Genomic DNA, 15,181 nt, shown 5'->3' with positions numbered 1-15,181 from the left:
TCTCCTTAACATTCCCGCAGTGCGCGCATGATTCACCGTTTTAAGCAAGCGCTAACCATGAAATGGCACATTCTGCCCGCCTGGCGCGCGTCGAGCCGGGCTGCAGAAAGGAAATCCCATTGCGCCTGCCCTTCGCCTCCCTGCTCATTTCCTCGCTCCTGCTCGCGGGCTGCGCATCGGGCTGGGAAGATGTCTCGGCCCCTCCCGGCGGCACCGGCATCACGCTCGCCGGACAGGTGGAAGAGGGCACGCTCGCCGCCGCGAGCGTCACCCGGCTTCCCGTCAGGAACCGGCACGGCGCCCTCGAACCCTATGGCTCCCGCGGCAAGGCGGCCGCTTATGAATATGCGGGCGGCTACCGCGTCGGGGCGGGAGACCGCCTCGCCATCCGCGTGGCGGGCGAAGCCGATCTGACGGGCGAATACATCGTCGACGGATCGGGCCTCATCTCGATGCCCTATGTGCAGAGCCTGGCGGTCGCCGGGCTCACCACCCCCAAGATCGAGGGCCTCATCGCGCAGAAGCTCCGCGCCGGCTACCTGGTCGACCCGCAGGTATCCGTCCAGGTGGCGGCCACGCGCCCCTTCTACATCCTGGGCGAAGTCAACAGCGCCGGCAGCTTCTCCTACCAGCCGGGAATGACGGTGCAGAACGCCATCGCCATCGCCGGCGGCTATTCGCCCCGGGGCGACCGTGGCGCCGTGCTGCTCACCCGCAAGCTCGCCTACGGCACGAGCACCCACCAGGTGCCCGTCACCACGCAGCTCTATCCGGGCGACATCGTCTACGTCCGCGAACGCTGGTTCTGAGCCAGGCTCCCGCATGCGAATCCTCCACGTGTTTCGCACCCCCGTCGGGGGGCTGTTCCGGCATGTGCGGGACCTCGCACGGGGCGAGTCCGCCCTCGGACATGAAGTGGGCCTCGTCTGCGACGGCTCGACCGGGGGCAGCATGGCCGAAGCGCTGCTCGAAGGGGCGGCGGCGCATTGCGTGCTGGGGATCCGCCGCATCGCCATTCCGCGTCTGCCCGGCTTGGGCGATGTCTCCGCCCTCGCCCAGACGATCACCCATTGCGCGGCGCTCCGGCCGCACGTCATACACTGCCACGGCGCCAAGGGCGGGCTCTACGGCAGGCTCGCGGCACGGCGGCTCGGCGTTCCATCGCTCTACGCCCCGCACGGCGGCAGCCTGCATTACCGCTGGTCCTCGCCGGCGGGCGCTGCCTTTCTCGCCGCGGAGGCGGCGCTGGCGCGGGCCGGTGCCGGGCTTCACTTCGTGTGCCGCTTCGAGCGCGATGCCTTCGCCGCCAAGGTGGGGCTAGTCCGGCGGCCGCAGGCGGTGATCCACAACGGATTGTGGCCGGAGGATTTCGCCCCCGCGAAACCCGCCGCCGATGCGGCCGACATCCTGTTCATCGGCGACATGCGCGATCTCAAGGGCGTGGACGTGCTGCTCGGCGCCCTCGCCCGGCTCCGCCAGGCTGGCCGGATTACTGCCTGTCTCGTCGGCGACGGGCCCGACCTCCCGCGCTTCCGCAACATGGCGGAGGCGCTGGGGCTTGCCGACGCCGTTTCATTTCCCGGCCGTCTTCCGGCGCAGGAGGCCTTCACCCGCGGCCGCCTGCTCGTCATGCCATCGCGCGCCGAGAGCTTTCCCTATGTGGTCCTCGAAGCCGCCGCAGCGGGGGTGCCGATCGTCGCCAGCGCCGTCGGCGGCATTCCCGAAGTGCTCGACCCTCCGGCACTGGTGCCGCCGGGCGATGCGGAAGCGCTGGCTCTGCGGCTCGCCGCGAGCCTTGCGGCGGCGGATCGCCAGCGCGAGGCGGCCGAGGCCGCCCGCCAGCGCCTGCGCCTGGAATTCTCCGCCGCCCGGATGGTGGAGCAGGTTCTCGCCCTCTACCGCCGGCTCGCCTGAAGCCCGGTACGCGCCTGGCGTGCATATTGCTACCGTTTCCGGCATCGAACCTGATCGTGCCAATCCAGAACATTTGGGAAGACGATGCACTCTCTCGTTGACCGGCCCCTGGCCCCCGCCCCATCCGAAACGGCCCACCGCCACCGCCTCTGCCAGGAGGCGATCCGCCGCGCCAGCGCGGCTCCTTCGATCTCGCCACGGATCGCCGCAGCCGGGAGCCGCGCCGCCGAAGGCCTGCTGGTGCTGGCGACGGCGGCGATCACGGCCTGGATCTATCCGGGCCTCGGGGAGGCCTTCTTCCACTATGCGATCGTTGCAACCGGCGCCGCGCTGGCGGTTCCGGCTCTTGCCCAGGCCATGCGGCTCTATTCCATGCAGTCGCTGATGAACCCGCTCCGCAGCCTGCCGCGCCTCGCGCTGAGCTGGACCGGCGCCTTCGCGGCGATCGCCGTCATGGCGCTGATGAGCAAGACGGGCGAGACCTATTCGCGCCTGTGGCTGGCGGGATGGTTCGCCTCGGGACTCCTCCTCAACGTGGTGCTCCGCGTCGGCATGGCGGCGCTCACGCGGCGCTGGAACCGCGACGGGCGGCTGTCGCGCAACGCCGTGATCCTGGGCGGCGGCGGGCCGGCCGCAGAACTCGCTTCGGCACTCGCCGCGGCGGCACACAGCGACATCCGGCTCGTCGGCGTCTTCGACGACCGCGGCGACGAGCGCTCGCCCTCGCAGCTCGGCCTGACGCCGAAGCTCGGAGACGTGGCGGCCCTGGTCGATTTCGTGCGCCGCGCGCGGATCGACGTCGTGCTGGTGGCGCTGCCGCTCCATGCCGAGGAGCGCCTGCTCCAGATCCTGAAGCGCCTCTCCGTGCTGCCGGTGGACATCCGCCTCAGCGCCTATGCGCAGAAGATCCACTATTGCCCGCGCAGCTACTCCTGGATCGGCAACGTGCCCTTCCTCGACGTGTTCGACAAGCCGCTCGGCGAATGGGGCGCCATCCTCAAGTCGGCGGAGGACAAGGTCATCGCGCTGGTGGCGCTGATCCTGCTGTCACCCGTCATGCTGCTGGTGGCGCTCGCCGTGCGGCTCGACAGCAAGGGGCCGATCCTGTTCCGCCAGAAGCGCTTCGGCTTCAACAACGAGCTGATCGGCGTCTACAAGTTCCGCTCCATGTATCACGAGATGCAGGACGCCGATGCCACGAAGCTGGTGACGCGGGGCGATCCGCGCGTGACGCGGGTCGGCCGCTTCATCCGCAAGACCTCGCTCGACGAGCTGCCGCAGCTCTTCAACGTGTTGCGCGGCGAGCTCTCGCTCGTGGGCCCCCGGCCCCACCCGACCGGCGCCAGGGCCGCGGACCGGCTCTACACCGAGGTGATCGACGGCTATTTCGCGCGCCACAAGGTGAAGCCGGGCATCACCGGCTGGGCCCAGGTCAACGGCTGGCGCGGCGAGACCGACACGGTCGAGAAACTGCAGCGCCGCGTCGAGCACGATCTTCACTACATCGAGAACTGGTCGATCGCCTTCGATCTCTACATCCTGCTGCGCACGCCGGTCTCGCTCCTCAAGACGGAGAATTCCTATTGAGCGCCGCCGGGATCGCCGCACCCTCCCCGCGCCGCATCAGCCTCGATGGATTGCAGCTCGCCGCAGTCTGGCTGATGATGGCGTCCTCCTTCTTCGTCACGCGCGAGCCGGCGCCGGTCGATCTCATCTTCAGCGTCGCCGCCCTTGCCTTCGTGGCGCGGGGGCTCGCCGTCACCGCTCTTGCCGCCCCGCTCATCCTTCTCCTCGCTCTCTACAATTTCGGCGGCTTCCTGAGCTACCTGCCGGTGAGGCACGAGCCGGAGACGGGGCTGTTCGTGCTCGTCTCCTGCTATGTCGCCGTTACGGCGGTGTTCTTCTGCCTCTATCTGCAGCAGGACACCGAGCGCCGTTTCGCGGTGCTGAAGAACGGCTACATCGTCGGCGCGGTGCTGGGCGCCGCCATCGCGATCGGGGCCTATGCAGGGCTCGAGGGTTTCTCCGCCTGGGTTCCGCAGACGTGGCGTGCGCAGGGCACCTTCAAGGATCCCAACGTGCTCGCAAGCTACCTCGTGCTGCCGGCAATCCTGCTGATGCAGGACGTGATCGCGGGCGCGCGGCGCTTTCTGCTGCTGCGGCTCGCTGGGCTCGGCCTGCTGCTCGCCTGCCTCTTCCTCGCATTCTCGCGCGGAGCGTGGATGAACTTCGCCGTCTCGGCTTCACTCATGGCGTCGCTCACCTTCCTGCTCGCCACCTCGCCGGCGATGCGCATGCGCATCCTGATGCTGGCGCTCTCGGGCTTCGCGCTGCTCGCGGCGGGGCTCACGGCCCTGATCAGCATTGACGGCGTGGGGCAGATGTTCGCCGACCGCGCGACGCTGCTCCAGACCTATGACGACGGCGAGTTCGGCCGCTTCGGAAACCAGCTCAACGCAATTCCCCTGCTGCTCGAGAGGCCGCTGGGCTTCGGCCCGCTGCAGTACGGCGCCATCTTCGGCCTCGACCTGCACAACGTCTATCTCAATGCCTTCTCCGCTTATGGCTGGCTCGGCGGCATCTCCTACGCGGCGCTCATCGCGGCGACGCTCGCCGTGGGCTTCAGGAGCGTGCTGCGCTCCGTTCCGTGGCGGCCGCAGGCCATCGCGCTCTTCGCGGTGTTCGCCGCCACGGCCCTGCAGGGCCTCCAGATCGACACCGATCACTGGCGCCATTTCTACTGGATCCTCGGGCTGGTGTGGGGTCTTGCCGCCGCCCCCGCGGCTTACGCCGCCGGACGTTCGGGCAGAATCTCGGCGAGCATCTGAACGCAGCGTTCGGACACCAGCGGCTTGCCGAGGTTGGCGACGCCCGAGAACGTCTCTCCCCCTTCGCTGCGCAGGTGATTGTAGGCGGTTGCGAGCACGAAGGGCACGTTGATCTCGCGCAGCCGGCGCGCCACCGGCGTCACCAGTTCGCCGCGCAGGTTGAGGTCCAGTATCGCGGCATCGGGTCTGGCGCGCTCGAGCAGCGCCAGTGCGCCGGCCACCGTTGCCGCGGGGCCCAGCACATGAAGCCCAGCCGCCATAAGCACCTGCTGGATGTCCAGCGCCACGAGAAGTTCGTCTTCGACCAGCAGCACGGAGCGCCCGAGGATGTGGGTCGGCAGTTTCAGGATCGGTGTCGGCACGGTTTTCCTCTGACGGCGGCGAATGCCTCTTCTGGCCGCAGAAAATGACGAGGATGAGGAACAGCTTGCCTGATCCGGGAATTTCGGGGGGTGCGGCAAGACAGAGGAGTAAATAGCGATGAAGACACTGCGCGTTCTGGCCCTCGCTGCCACCGCGATGATGGCATCTTCCACCTGGGCGTCAGCCCAGGAAGCTTTCACAACCAGTGACGTCAACATGCGCGCGGGCCCGGGCTCGCGCTATCCCGTGGTGACCACCATCCCCGAGGACCGGGAAGTGTTCATCCATGGCTGCCTTGCCAACTGGGACTGGTGCGACGTGAGCTGGCGGCGCAACCGCGGCTGGGTGTTCAGCGATTATCTCGAGGGCATCTACCGCAACCGCCGTGTGGGCTTTTACGACTACCGCGGCTATGTCGATCTCCCGGTCGTGTCGTTCGGCTTCGGCTACTGGGACCGCTACTATCGCAACCGGCCCTGGTTCGACGACTGGGATCACTGGCACGTGCGCCTGGGTGACCGCGACCGCGATCGCGACTGGGACCGTGACCGCGACCGTGACCGCGACTGGGATCGCGACGGCGACCGGGACCGCGATGGCGACCGCGACTGGGAGCGTGACGGCGACCGCGATGGCGATCGGGACCGCAACCGCGTCCGCATGGGCGACCGCGACCGCGACGGCGATGACGACGAGATCCGCCGTGGCTCGGTGGCCGGACGCTGCGACGGGCCGAACCCCGACCCGAACTGCGCCGGTGGCGGCCCGGACCGCGAGAACGACAACAACACGGGTCCCGGCGACAACGATGGCGACAACAACTAACTCATGACGCTAGACACCGCCGGGCACGGCCCGGCGGTGTTCCTTCACCGCAGGGCGGGGGTTTCCCCGTCGCTTCCGCGCATTCCCACGCGCAAGGGCCTTGGGCTGTTGTCGTTCGCTGCCTCGTCTCCGGCAGGGATTCCTGCCTCAGCTTCGGCCGGCCACTCGAAGGTGATTCCGGCCACCTTCAGGCTGTGGACGCCTGGCTTCAACGCCCGGCCGCGCTGCGACCAGACTTCGGCGCTGGGATCGCGCAGGCCGGTGACGATTTCCAGAAGCAGCAGGCCATCCTGCCGACCGAGACGGACGATCAAGTCTCCCGTGGCGCCGACGTCCCGGAGAGCATCGGCAAGCCCCATGGAGCCCTGAAGCACGTTCATCAAGCGTGGTTCGACTTCTCCGGGCATGAGCCCCTCTCCACTCGCATTTGGAGAAATTTTACCTAAGTAGTTCTCCGAAATCACCTGAATTCGTGCACCATAACCGCAAAATCTGCATCTTCTGGTAAGCGCAAGTCGTTAATCTCGCTCATCTTTCCGTGACGGCAACGACAATGTCGCCCCCGGCCGGGCGGTTCGAACACCTTATTCACAAACGTTTTCAACAGCTTGGAACACTGCGCCGCCCCTATGGCCGCCATGGCTACATCCGGCAAGATTAACCGGGTGTTACCCGTACCAGTCCAATTCGAACCGTCGTGTTTGGCAATTCTACATTGGACGCCGGTAATCCTCGGAGGAAGGATGCCTCGGGAGTATGCGGCGTGAAAGCTCTGGTTCGATTTGCCCGCGAGGACAGCGGCGCCACTGCAATCGAATACAGCCTGATCGCTGGCGCAATGTTCATTGCCATCGCCGCCACCCTGCCGCAGCTCGCGAGTTCCATTCAGCAGAAATTTTCGGCGATCAGCACCTTTTAGAGCCCGGGCCGCGGGCTGCAGGGGGAAGGAAATGGTCGGAGCGACTGGATTCGAACCAGCGACCCCTATCCCCCCAGAATAGTGCGCTACCGGGCTGCGCTACGCTCCGACACGGGGGCAGCCTGTAGCACTCTTCTCCGGGAAGCGAAAGCCCTTTCCACCGCGATTCGGGCAACGCTCCAAAGCTCAGCGCGGCAGCGTCGGATCCAGGATCTTGCGGGCGTCCCCGAGGTCGCGCAGCGCGGCGCGCAGCATGTCTGCCTGGCTGTCCGAAAGGCGGTTCACCACCCGCACATCGGCCGTGGGCGGCGCCACGGGAGCGGGCTGGTCGGCTGGCCTCCCGCGGCCGAGTCGCGGTGCGGCGCGGGCGAGGCCCGGCGGCGGCGCCGAGGCCATTTCGCCCTCGCGCTTCCTTGGCTCGATCTCGCCACGCCCGACGGCCGCAACATAGCCTGCGCCATCCTCCTTGAGGATCTTCTGCACGCCCCGGATCGTGTAGCCTTCCTTGTAGAGGAGGCCCCTGATGCCCTTCAGCAGCTCGACGTCGGCCGGGCGATAGTAGCGCCTCCCTCCCGCCCGCTTCATCGGCTTTATTTGGGTAAAGCGCGTTTCCCAGAATCGCAGCACGTGCTGGGGAACGTCGAGTTCCTCGGCTGCCTCGCTGATGGTGCGGAAGGCGTCGGGGGATTTCTCGGCCATCGGCAAATTCCTCAGTCTTCCTCGGTGCCGCGTTCCAGGCCGTTGATCACGTTCTTCATCACCTGGCTGGGCCGGAAGACGAGCACGCGGCGGGGGGTGATCGGCACCTCTTCGCCGGTCTTGGGATTGCGGCCGATCCGGCCATTCTTGCTGCGGACCATGAAGGTGCCGAAGGACGAGAGCTTGACCGTCTCGCCGTGGACGAGGTGGTCGGCCATCATGTCGAGCATGCTCTTCACGAGATCAGCCGATTCGCTGCGCGACAGTCCGATCTGGCGGTGGACTGCCTCGCTGAGATCGGCGCGGGTAAGGGTCTTGCCAGCCATTCTGAGCCCCCTGCAATCGTCAAGAAACTACGGGGCATCCGCCGGGCGGTCAACCGAAATCTTGGGGAACTCAAGGGCTTAGGGCAGAATTTTCAATAGCGCGCGAGGACCGCGCCCCAGGTGAAGCCGCCACCCATCGCCTCGAACAGCACGAGATCGCCCTTCCTGATCCGGCCGTCCTTCACCGCGACGTCAAAGGCGAGCGGTATGGAGGCCGCCGAGGTGTTGCCGTGGCGGTCGAGCGTCATCACGATCCGCTCCTCCGGGATGCCGAGCTTGCGCGCCGTGCCCTCGAGAATGCGGCGGTTGGCCTGGTGGGGCACGAACCAGTCGACCGCGCCGGCCTTCACCCCCGCCTCGGCCATCGCCTCCTCCATCACCGAGGCGATGTTGACCACGGCGTGCTTGAACACCTCGCGGCCTTCCATGCGCAGGTGGCCCACGGTCTTCGTCGTCGAGGGCCCGCCGTCGACATAGAGCTTGTCGTGATAGCGACCGTCGGAGCGCAGCCTGGAGACGAGGATGCCGGGGCTGTCGGGCGAATCAGGAACGGTCTCGCCCCTCAGCACCACGGCCCCTGCCCCGTCGCCGAAGAGAACGCAGGTGGTGCGGTCGGTCCAGTCGAGGATGCGCGAGAAGGTCTCGGAGCCGATCACCAGGGCACAGCGGGACTGGCCTGCCTTGATCATGGCGTCGGCCAAGCCGAGGCCATAGACGAAGCCGGAGCAGACGGCCTGAACGTCGAAGGCGGCGCCTTTCGTGATGCCGAGATCGGCCTGGATCAGCGTCGCCGTCGCCGGGAAGGTCTGGTCCGGCGTGGCGGTGGCGACGATGAGGAGATCCACCTCGGAAGCTGCGATCCCCGCGTGATCGAGTGCCCGCCGGGCGGCCTCGGTGCCGAGCGTGCGCGTCGTCTCGCCTTCGCCCGCGATGTGCCGGGCCTTGATGCCGGTCCGCTCGACGATCCACTCGTCGCTGGTGTCGACGACCTTGCTCATGTCGGCGTTGGTCATCACCCGGTGCGGGAGGGCCGACCCGCATCCCTTGATGACGGATCTCACGATGCCCTTGCTCGGTTCGGTCATAGGCTGGGTTCCGGTTGCTTGTCCGGCGCGTTGCCCGGCTGTCTGAGGAGCGCCGTCATGATCTCGACGTCGGCCTTGATCTTGCTGACGAGATCGTTCCGCGCCATCTCGACGGCAACGTCGATGGCGGTGGCGAAGCCCAGGGCGTCGGTGCCGCCGTGGCTCTTCACCACGACGCCGTTCAGGCCGAGGAACAGGCCGCCATTGTGCTTGCGGGGATCCATCCGGTCCTTCAGGGCGGCGAAGGCGCCGGAGGCCAGCAGCGCGCCCAGCTTCGACACCCAGGTGCGCGAGAGGCAGAGCCGCAGATAGGTCGAGAGCTGCTTGGCCGTGCCCTCCGCGGCCTTGAGCGCGATGTTGCCGGTGAAGCCCTCGGTGACGACCACGTCCACCGTGCCCTTGCCGATGTCGTCGCCCTCGACGAAGCCCGCATATTCGATCGGCAGCTTCGAATCGCGCAGGATGCGCCCCGCCTCCTTCACCTGCTCCGCGCCCTTGATCTCCTCGACGCCGACGTTGAGCAGGCCGACGCTCGGCTTCTCGAGGCCGAAGAGGCAGCGCGCCATCGCCTCGCCCATCACGGCGAACTCGACGAGCTGGGAGGCGTCGGCGCCGATCGTGGCGCCGACGTCGAGCACCACGCTCTCGCTGCGGAGCGTCGGCCAGACCGCGGCGATGGCGGGCCGGGAAATGCCGGGCAGCGTCTTCAGGATGAAGCGGGCCATGGCCATCAGGGCGCCGGTGTTGCCGGCGGAAACGGCGGCATCCGCCTCGCCCGTCCGCACGGCGTCGATCGCCAGCCACATGCTGCTCTTGCCGCGGCCCTGGCGCAGCGCCTGGCTCGGCTTCGCGTCCATGGTGACGAACACCTCGGTGTGGAGGATCTCGGCGCGGTCCCTGAGCCTGGCGTGGCGCTCGAGCAAGGGCGCGATGCGGCTGCGGTCGCCCACCAGCAGGAATCGCACCTCAGGGTGGCGCGTGGAGGCGAGAGCTGCTCCCGGAATCACCATCTCGGGGCCCAAGTCGCCTCCCATCGCATCCAGAACGATGGTCAAATGTTTCTTCGTATTCAAGCTCTTGCCGCTAATCGCCCCACCCGCCCCGGCCGGCCCCGGGGAGCCCGTCGAAACGTCACCGGAAGCCATAGGAGATTGGCCGGAAAAAGTCATGGCAAAAAGGTGAGGGTTTCGCCCCCCGCTATTCCTTGGTCCGGCGGCTGAGCACGGCGAAGGGAGACTGGCGTTCGGCCTCCCGGCCATCGTCCTCGATGTGCTCGGCGAAAGTCTCCCCGGGCTTCCTCGGATAAGGATCGAGGTCGAGGGCCAGCGTCTCCGCCGCGACCTCGCCGAGGTCCACCCAGCCATTCTCGATCGGGTCGGCGTCGTCCTCCTCCTCGTTCTCGGCCACCGCACCGGCGGGAAGGAAATAGCGCGAGACCGGAACCGAGACCGTCTCGCGGAAAGCCTCGAGGCTGATGACCGAGATCTGCTCCACCTCCGCCGTCAAGTGTCCCTCTAGCTTCAATCCGCCGCCGCGCCAGGGCGTTGCCCGGATTTCTGCGGAGAGGGAATGGAGCGCGGGGATCTTCATGCGCTTCGCCAGGGCCTTCAATTCCTGCGGTTCGGCGCTGAGCTTCTCGACGGAGCCGGCCTTGGGCACCCGGTCGACCTGGAGGGGCCGGGAGAATTCCGGAACGGGCGTATGCTGCTTCATGGCGTGGGCTCCTTGAAACCGATGCTGCCCCGGGCGATGGCGGCGGCCTCCTGGGCCGCGAGATGGGCGCGCTGCGCCAGCACGTGCGCGGCGAGAAGCCGGGGCCCGGCGCCGGGCGCGCCATCGGGAAATATGTTGCGTGCGATGGCGGCGTCAAGCGCGCCCTCCTCCCCCCCGGCCAGCGCCCGGTCATAGGCGGCGACGCGGCCATAGAAGACCTCCGCCATCTTGCGCACCTTCTTGCCAACCGAGAGATCGCCCACACCCATCTCCCGCAGCGAACGGTCCATGTCGCGGAAGAGTTCGTCCACCAGGTCCTGGCGGAACTCCGCCTCCGCACCCTTCAGCCGGTCCAGCACAAGGAAGGTGTGAAGGGAGATCATGTCGAAACGCCCGTCGAGCGTGTCCGGAACGCCCCAGTCGGCATAGAAGACGGGGTGCCGCGCGGCAGCCACAATTGCCTCATAACAGCTGCGTTCGGGTGATGGGGACCGGTGGAAAAGTCGCTTCAGGATCATCGCATTGCCGCTAACGGAATATTAGGGTGAACGGTTTCTTAAACGGTTACGCCGAGAATGGGACACAGATTGCCGCCGATGCAGAAAACGACCAGATTGCTCACCTCCCCGTGGTTGGCCGCCGCCGGCCTCGCCATCGTTCTCGCCGGCTGCAGCCCCACCGTCGAACATCGCGGCTACGTCGCCAAGCCCGGCGCCTTCAACCAGATCACCACCGGCATGTCAAAGCTGGAGGTCGAGGGCATCCTCGGCTCTCCCTCGACAACCGCATCGGTGCAGTACAAGGGCGACAGCTATTACTACATCACCTCCGTCACCACGGGCCGCGCCTTCCTCCGGGAAGAGACCGACCGTGAGGTGATCGCCATCCGCTTCGACGAGGAAGGCCAGGTGCGGAGCTTCGCCCAGTACGGCCTCGAGGACGGCCGCGTCATCGACGTGAACACGAGGCAGAGCGTCGTCGTGGGCGAGGACAACTCGCTCATCACCAACCTGCTGCGCGGCGCCAAGGGCACGAAGCCGGGGCCGATGCTCGGCGGCAAGATCTAGCTGGCGTAAGCTCACGGCATGGATCTGATTCTCAGGGGCGGGCGCGTCATCGATCCCTCGCAGGGGCTCGACGGCGTCAGGGACGTGGGCTTCAAGAACGGCAAGGTCGCGGCCATCGCCGGGAAGCTCGAAGGCCAGGGCGCGGAGGTGCGCGACGTTTCGGGGCTGATCGTGGCGCCGGGGCTGATCGACCTCCACACCCATGTCTATTGGGGCGGCACCTCGCTCGGCATCGACGCGGAAGCGTTCTGCCGCACCTCGGGCGTCACCACGGCGGTGGACACGGGCTCCGCCGGGCCCGGCAATTTCATGGGCTTCCGCAAGCACGTGATCGAGCGCTCGGCGGTGCGCATCCTCGCCTATCTGCATGTGAGCCATGCCGGCATCTACGGCTTCTCGAACACCGTGATGGTGGGCGAGAGCGAGGACATCCGCCTGATGGACCCGGTGACGGCGGCCGAAGTGGCGGATGCAAACCGGGACGTGATCGTGGGCATCAAGGTGCGGGTCGGGCGCCATGCCTCGGGCGACCAGGGTGTCGCGCCGCTCGACATCGCGCTTCAGGTGGCGGAGGAAACCGGCCTGTCGCTGATGGCCCACATCGACGAGCCGCCGCCCTCCTACGAGGAGGTGATCGCGAGGCTCCGCCCGGGGGATGTGCTGACCCACGCCTTCCGCCCCTTCCCCAATTCGCCCGCGACCGCGCAGGGCACGGTGAAGCCCGCCGTTCTGGCGGCGCGCAAGCGTGGCGTGCTCTTCGACATCGGCCACGGCATGGGCTCCTTCGCCTTCAGGACGGCGCGCGCCATGCTGGCCAACGGCTTCGAGCCCGACACCATCTCCTCCGACGTTCATGCGCTGTGCATCAACGGCCCCGCCTTCGACCAGGTCACGACCATGTCGAAATTCCTGTGCCTCGGCATGAGCCTCCCCGAGGTGATCCGGGCCTCCACCGAGAACGCCGCCTTCGCGCTGAAGCGGCCGGAGCTCGGCAGCCTGAAGCCGGGGAGCGTGGGGGACGCCACGCTGCTCTCCGTCGAGGAGGGCCAGTTCGACTACGTCGACGTGGTGGGCGAGCACCTGGCAGGCCGGCAGCGGATCCTTTCGCGGGGCGTGGTCATCGGCGGCAAGTGGTGGCACCCCGCCTGAGGCGGGGCTTGACCGAGGTCAAGATTTCGCGCCCCATATGGCGCATGATGGACTTCCGCCAACGGAGGTTTCCGATGCTGCGCTCCCTCGCCGCCGCCGTGCTTCTCCTACTGACGGCCACCGCCGCCCCGGCCCAGCAGCCGGTGCCGCAGCAGATGGGAGACCGCCTGCGGGCGGGCGAGCTCCGCCTGCTCGAGGGCGAGCTTGCCGCCCGCCTCGCCGAATCTCCGGGAGACGATCAGGCGCGCTTCGCCCTGGGCGCCACGCAGTTCATCCGCGCGGTCGAGGGCCTGGCGCAGGACATGTACCGCCACGGCCTCCAGCCGCCGCGCGACGCCGCGATGCTGCTTCCCTTCTTCCGCTTCCCCCTGCCGCCCAACCCCAGGGCCGAGCCGCTCGACTACGAGAAGATGCGCGCGGTGTTCAAGCGGGCGCTCGAGGGCCTCGGCAAGGCGGATGCCACGCTCGCCGGGCTCGGGAACGCGGAGGTGAAGCTTCCCGTCGCCGTCGGCCTCGCCCGGCTCGACCTCGACGGAAATGGCAAGGCCGACGAGCAGGAAAGCCTTTTCGCGGTATTCAACGCCACGCTGGGCGGCGGCAACCTGCCGCCCGAGGCCGCGGAGCGCTTCATCATCAGTTTCGACCGGGGCGATGCGGCGTGGCTCAGGGGCTATGCCAATCTTCTCAGTGCACTGATCGAGTTCATGCTGGCACATGACGGAAAGCTGAGCTTCGAGGCAAGCGCCCACATGCTTTTCCCCGATGCCGGGCTCCCCAACGCGGTGCTGGACAGGCAGCCCGGAGCGCCCGCCGACCAGTATGGCATGGCGGCGGCGGCGGATCTTCTCGCCGCCGTCCATCTCATGCACTGGCCGGTGACGGAGCCCAAGCGCATGGCCTCCGCCCTCGCCCATCTCGAGCAGACGGCGAGCCTCAGCCGCGAGAGCTGGCGCTTCATCCTCGCCGAGACGGACGACGAGGCGGAGTGGATCCCCTCGCCGCGGCAGACGAAGGGCGTCACCGGCGTTCCCGTGACTGAGGAGACGCTCGACGGCTGGATGGTTTTCCTCTCCGAGTTCGAGGCGCTGCTGAAGGGCGAGAAGCTGGTTCCTCACTGGCGGCTGGCGAAGGGCATCAATCTCAGGCGCGTCTTCCTCGAGCCCCGGCCCTTCGACCCCATCCTGTGGGCGCAAGGGTCCGCCGCGCTACCCTATCTCGAGGACGGGCCGATGACCGACGCCCAGACCTGGAACCGCATCATGGAAATGTTCAGCGGCAATTTCCTCAACTACGCCCTCTGGTTCAACTGACGGAGTACATCATGCGACGGCGCTACCTGATTGCACTTTCCCTCATTCTCTGCCTTCCGGGCGCGGCACTCGCCCAGGAGGGCGATGCCGCGAAGGGACAGGAGATCGCCCAGGCGCAATGCGCGCGCTGCCACGACGTGACGAAGGGCGGCGCCTTCAAGAAGATGCCGCCCTCGTTCCAGTCCATCGCCATCTACCGCACCAAGCCGGACATCTGGGCCCGCATCATCGCGCCCTCGCCCCACGCCGCGATGCCGGACATGACCTGGACGCTGACCTCGGAACAGGTGCAGGACGTGCTGGCCTACATCCTCTCGCTCGACACGCCGGTGAGCCTGCCGCAGTAAAACGAAGCCCCGCCCGGAGTGCGCCGGGCGGGGCGAGATCGTCAGATCACTGAGCGTCTCAGTGCGTGGCGAGGACCGCCAGCAGCAGGAGCGCCACGATGTTGGTGATCTTGATCATCGGGTTCACGGCGGGGCCGGCCGTGTCCTTGTAGGGATCGCCCACGGTGTCGCCCGTGACCGAGGCCTTGTGCGCGTCAGAGCCCTTGAAGTGCTTCACGCCCTTGGAATCCACGAAGCCGTCCTCGAAGGACTTCTTCGCGTTGTCCCAGGCGCCGCCGCCCGCCGTCATGGAGATGGCGACGAAGAGGCCGGTCACGATCACGCCCATCAGCATGGCACCCACGGCGGAGAACGCCGCGGCCTGGCCGGCGATGAGGTTGATCACGATGTACACCACGATGGGCGAGAGCACCGGCAGCAGCGACGGCACGATCATTTCCTTGATCGCGGCCTTTGTCAGCATGTCCACCGCGCGGCCGTAGTCGGGCTTCTCCGTGCCCTGCATGATGCCGGGCTTCTCCTTGAACTGGCGGCGCACCTCGACCACCACGGCCTGGGGGGAGCGGCAAACCACCACCACCCACCCGCCCCCAAAAAGATAAGGGAGAAAGCAGCCAAAAAGAAAGACCAACACCC

Annotated in this window: 19 protein-coding genes and 1 tRNA gene; 10 read left to right on the top strand and 10 right to left on the bottom strand. The window is 67.4% G+C overall.

The annotated features are described in order from the left end of the window. Window positions 1–62 precede the first annotated feature (62 nt). The 4 genes from ACK4HL_RS14000 (at window position 63) to ACK4HL_RS13985 (ending at window position 4,742) form a co-directional block, all read left to right on the top strand. Window positions 63–809 carry a polysaccharide biosynthesis/export family protein gene (locus tag ACK4HL_RS14000; protein ID WP_409761350.1) on the top strand — a complete coding sequence of 249 codons (747 nt, stop codon included), beginning with the start codon at window positions 63–65 and terminating at the stop codon, window positions 807–809. Between the two features lie 28 nt (window positions 810–837). Continuing rightward, complete coding sequence (locus ACK4HL_RS13995; RefSeq protein WP_409761348.1) at window positions 838–1,914, top strand: glycosyltransferase family 4 protein; 1,077 nt, start codon at window positions 838–840, stop codon at window positions 1,912–1,914. Window positions 1,915–1,998: 84 nt separating this feature from the next. Further along, window positions 1,999–3,501 (top strand): undecaprenyl-phosphate glucose phosphotransferase, encoded by a 1,503-nt coding sequence (locus tag ACK4HL_RS13990; RefSeq protein WP_409761346.1) that lies wholly within the window; start codon window positions 1,999–2,001, stop codon window positions 3,499–3,501. Beyond that, window positions 3,498–4,742 carry an O-antigen ligase family protein gene (locus tag ACK4HL_RS13985; RefSeq protein WP_409761344.1) on the top strand — a complete coding sequence of 415 codons (1,245 nt, stop codon included), beginning with the start codon at window positions 3,498–3,500 and terminating at the stop codon, window positions 4,740–4,742. Before ACK4HL_RS13990 ends, ACK4HL_RS13985 begins: the two co-directional genes overlap by 4 nt. Here the strand turns inward: ACK4HL_RS13985 and ACK4HL_RS13980 are convergent. After that, window positions 4,700–5,104, bottom strand: a complete 405-nt coding sequence (locus ACK4HL_RS13980; RefSeq protein ID WP_409761342.1) for a response regulator — start codon at window positions 5,102–5,104, stop codon at window positions 4,700–4,702. The two genes, ACK4HL_RS13985 and ACK4HL_RS13980, sit on opposite strands and share 43 nt — an antisense overlap. 118 nt (window positions 5,105–5,222) lie before the next feature. Here ACK4HL_RS13980 and ACK4HL_RS13975 point away from each other — a divergent pair, with 118 nt between their 5' ends. Further along, entirely contained in the window at window positions 5,223–5,930 is a 708-nt protein-coding gene (locus tag ACK4HL_RS13975) for an SH3 domain-containing protein (protein WP_409761340.1), read from the top strand. A gap of 44 nt (window positions 5,931–5,974) precedes the next feature. Here ACK4HL_RS13975 and ACK4HL_RS13970 read toward each other — a convergent pair whose 3' ends face one another. Beyond that, a complete protein-coding gene (locus ACK4HL_RS13970; RefSeq protein ID WP_409761338.1) occupies window positions 5,975–6,310 on the bottom strand; it encodes a hypothetical protein in 336 nt (111 codons plus the stop codon). Between the two features lie 383 nt (window positions 6,311–6,693). On the opposite strand from ACK4HL_RS13970, the gene ACK4HL_RS13965 reads away from it, so the two are divergent. Then, a complete protein-coding gene (locus tag ACK4HL_RS13965) occupies window positions 6,694–6,849 on the top strand; it encodes a Flp family type IVb pilin (protein ID WP_409761336.1) in 156 nt (51 codons plus the stop codon). Window positions 6,850–6,881: 32 nt separating this feature from the next. On the opposite strand, the gene ACK4HL_RS13960 is transcribed toward ACK4HL_RS13965, so the two are convergent. The 7 genes from ACK4HL_RS13960 to ACK4HL_RS13930 all read right to left on the bottom strand — a co-directional run bounded on the left by ACK4HL_RS13960 (window position 6,882) and on the right by ACK4HL_RS13930 (window position 11,127). Further along, window positions 6,882–6,958 (bottom strand) — tRNA-Pro (locus ACK4HL_RS13960). Window positions 6,959–7,035: 77 nt separating this feature from the next. Then, window positions 7,036–7,548 carry a MerR family transcriptional regulator gene (locus ACK4HL_RS13955; protein ID WP_409761334.1) on the bottom strand — a complete coding sequence of 171 codons (513 nt, stop codon included), beginning with the start codon at window positions 7,546–7,548 and terminating at the stop codon, window positions 7,036–7,038. Window positions 7,549–7,559: 11 nt separating this feature from the next. Then, window positions 7,560–7,874 carry an integration host factor subunit alpha gene (locus ACK4HL_RS13950; protein WP_409761332.1) on the bottom strand — a complete coding sequence of 105 codons (315 nt, stop codon included), beginning with the start codon at window positions 7,872–7,874 and terminating at the stop codon, window positions 7,560–7,562. 92 nt (window positions 7,875–7,966) lie between these two features. Further along, on the bottom strand, window positions 7,967–8,938 hold the full coding sequence (locus tag ACK4HL_RS13945) for a beta-ketoacyl-ACP synthase III (RefSeq protein ID WP_409761438.1): 972 nt from the start codon (window positions 8,936–8,938) through the stop codon (window positions 7,967–7,969). Window positions 8,939–8,955: 17 nt separating this feature from the next. Then, on the bottom strand, window positions 8,956–9,993 hold the full coding sequence (gene plsX, locus ACK4HL_RS13940; RefSeq protein ID WP_409761436.1) for a phosphate acyltransferase PlsX: 1,038 nt from the start codon (window positions 9,991–9,993) through the stop codon (window positions 8,956–8,958). Between the two features lie 163 nt (window positions 9,994–10,156). Beyond that, window positions 10,157–10,672, bottom strand: coding sequence for a YceD family protein (locus ACK4HL_RS13935; protein ID WP_409761330.1), 516 nt, complete (start codon window positions 10,670–10,672; stop codon window positions 10,157–10,159). Further along, window positions 10,669–11,127, bottom strand: coding sequence for a ubiquinol-cytochrome C chaperone family protein (locus tag ACK4HL_RS13930; protein WP_409761328.1), 459 nt, complete (start codon window positions 11,125–11,127; stop codon window positions 10,669–10,671). The genes ACK4HL_RS13935 and ACK4HL_RS13930 overlap by 4 nt, the downstream gene beginning before the upstream one ends. Before the next feature lie 141 nt (window positions 11,128–11,268). On the opposite strand from ACK4HL_RS13930, the gene ACK4HL_RS13925 reads away from it, so the two are divergent. The 4 genes from ACK4HL_RS13925 to ACK4HL_RS13910 all read left to right on the top strand — a co-directional run bounded on the left by ACK4HL_RS13925 (window position 11,269) and on the right by ACK4HL_RS13910 (window position 14,545). Further along, window positions 11,269–11,739, top strand: coding sequence for an outer membrane protein assembly factor BamE (locus ACK4HL_RS13925; RefSeq protein ID WP_409761326.1), 471 nt, complete (start codon window positions 11,269–11,271; stop codon window positions 11,737–11,739). 18 nt (window positions 11,740–11,757) lie between these two features. Next, a complete protein-coding gene (locus ACK4HL_RS13920; RefSeq protein ID WP_409761324.1) occupies window positions 11,758–12,888 on the top strand; it encodes an amidohydrolase/deacetylase family metallohydrolase in 1,131 nt (376 codons plus the stop codon). A gap of 74 nt (window positions 12,889–12,962) precedes the next feature. Beyond that, complete coding sequence (locus ACK4HL_RS13915; RefSeq protein ID WP_409761322.1) at window positions 12,963–14,198, top strand: hypothetical protein; 1,236 nt, start codon at window positions 12,963–12,965, stop codon at window positions 14,196–14,198. Window positions 14,199–14,209: 11 nt separating this feature from the next. Continuing rightward, the gene (locus tag ACK4HL_RS13910; RefSeq protein WP_409761320.1) at window positions 14,210–14,545 is read left to right on the top strand and encodes a c-type cytochrome; all 336 of its coding nucleotides are present in this window, start codon (window positions 14,210–14,212) and stop codon (window positions 14,543–14,545) included. A 58-nt stretch (window positions 14,546–14,603) separates the two neighbouring features. Here ACK4HL_RS13910 and ACK4HL_RS13905 read toward each other — a convergent pair. Next, on the bottom strand, window positions 14,604–15,181 hold a 578-nt coding region (locus ACK4HL_RS13905), incomplete at its 5' end, for a sodium/proton-translocating pyrophosphatase (protein ID WP_409761318.1).

The organism is Aestuariivirga sp., from assembly GCF_046294715.1.
GTDB lineage: Bacteria > Pseudomonadota > Alphaproteobacteria > Rhizobiales > Aestuariivirgaceae > Aestuariivirga.
Note: the sequence above shows the minus strand (reverse complement) of the source record. Positions and strands in the feature narration are given on the sequence as shown.

Bases quoted from the DNA above. Each gene is read 5' to 3' on its own strand.
- ACK4HL_RS14000 (WP_409761350.1), top strand. From the start codon at position 63: ATGGCACATTCTGCCCGCCTGGCGCGCGTCGAGCCGGGCTGCAGAAAG.
- ACK4HL_RS13990 (WP_409761346.1), top strand. From the start codon at position 1,999: ATGCACTCTCTCGTTGACCGGCCCCTGGCCCCCGCCCCATCCGAAACG.
- ACK4HL_RS13975 (WP_409761340.1), top strand. From the start codon at position 5,223: ATGAAGACACTGCGCGTTCTGGCCCTCGCTGCCACCGCGATGATGGCA.
- ACK4HL_RS13970 (WP_409761338.1), bottom strand. From the start codon at position 6,310: ATGAACGTGCTTCAGGGCTCCATGGGGCTTGCCGATGCTCTCCGGGAC.
- ACK4HL_RS13955 (WP_409761334.1), bottom strand. From the start codon at position 7,548: ATGGCCGAGAAATCCCCCGACGCCTTCCGCACCATCAGCGAGGCAGCC.
- ACK4HL_RS13950 (WP_409761332.1), bottom strand. From the start codon at position 7,874: ATGGCTGGCAAGACCCTTACCCGCGCCGATCTCAGCGAGGCAGTCCAC.
- plsX (WP_409761436.1), bottom strand. From the start codon at position 9,993: ATGGGAGGCGACTTGGGCCCCGAGATGGTGATTCCGGGAGCAGCTCTC.
- ACK4HL_RS13935 (WP_409761330.1), bottom strand. From the start codon at position 10,672: ATGAAGCAGCATACGCCCGTTCCGGAATTCTCCCGGCCCCTCCAGGTC.
- ACK4HL_RS13925 (WP_409761326.1), top strand. From the start codon at position 11,269: ATGCAGAAAACGACCAGATTGCTCACCTCCCCGTGGTTGGCCGCCGCC.
- ACK4HL_RS13920 (WP_409761324.1), top strand. From the start codon at position 11,758: ATGGATCTGATTCTCAGGGGCGGGCGCGTCATCGATCCCTCGCAGGGG.
- ACK4HL_RS13915 (WP_409761322.1), top strand. From the start codon at position 12,963: ATGCTGCGCTCCCTCGCCGCCGCCGTGCTTCTCCTACTGACGGCCACC.
- ACK4HL_RS13910 (WP_409761320.1), top strand. From the start codon at position 14,210: ATGCGACGGCGCTACCTGATTGCACTTTCCCTCATTCTCTGCCTTCCG.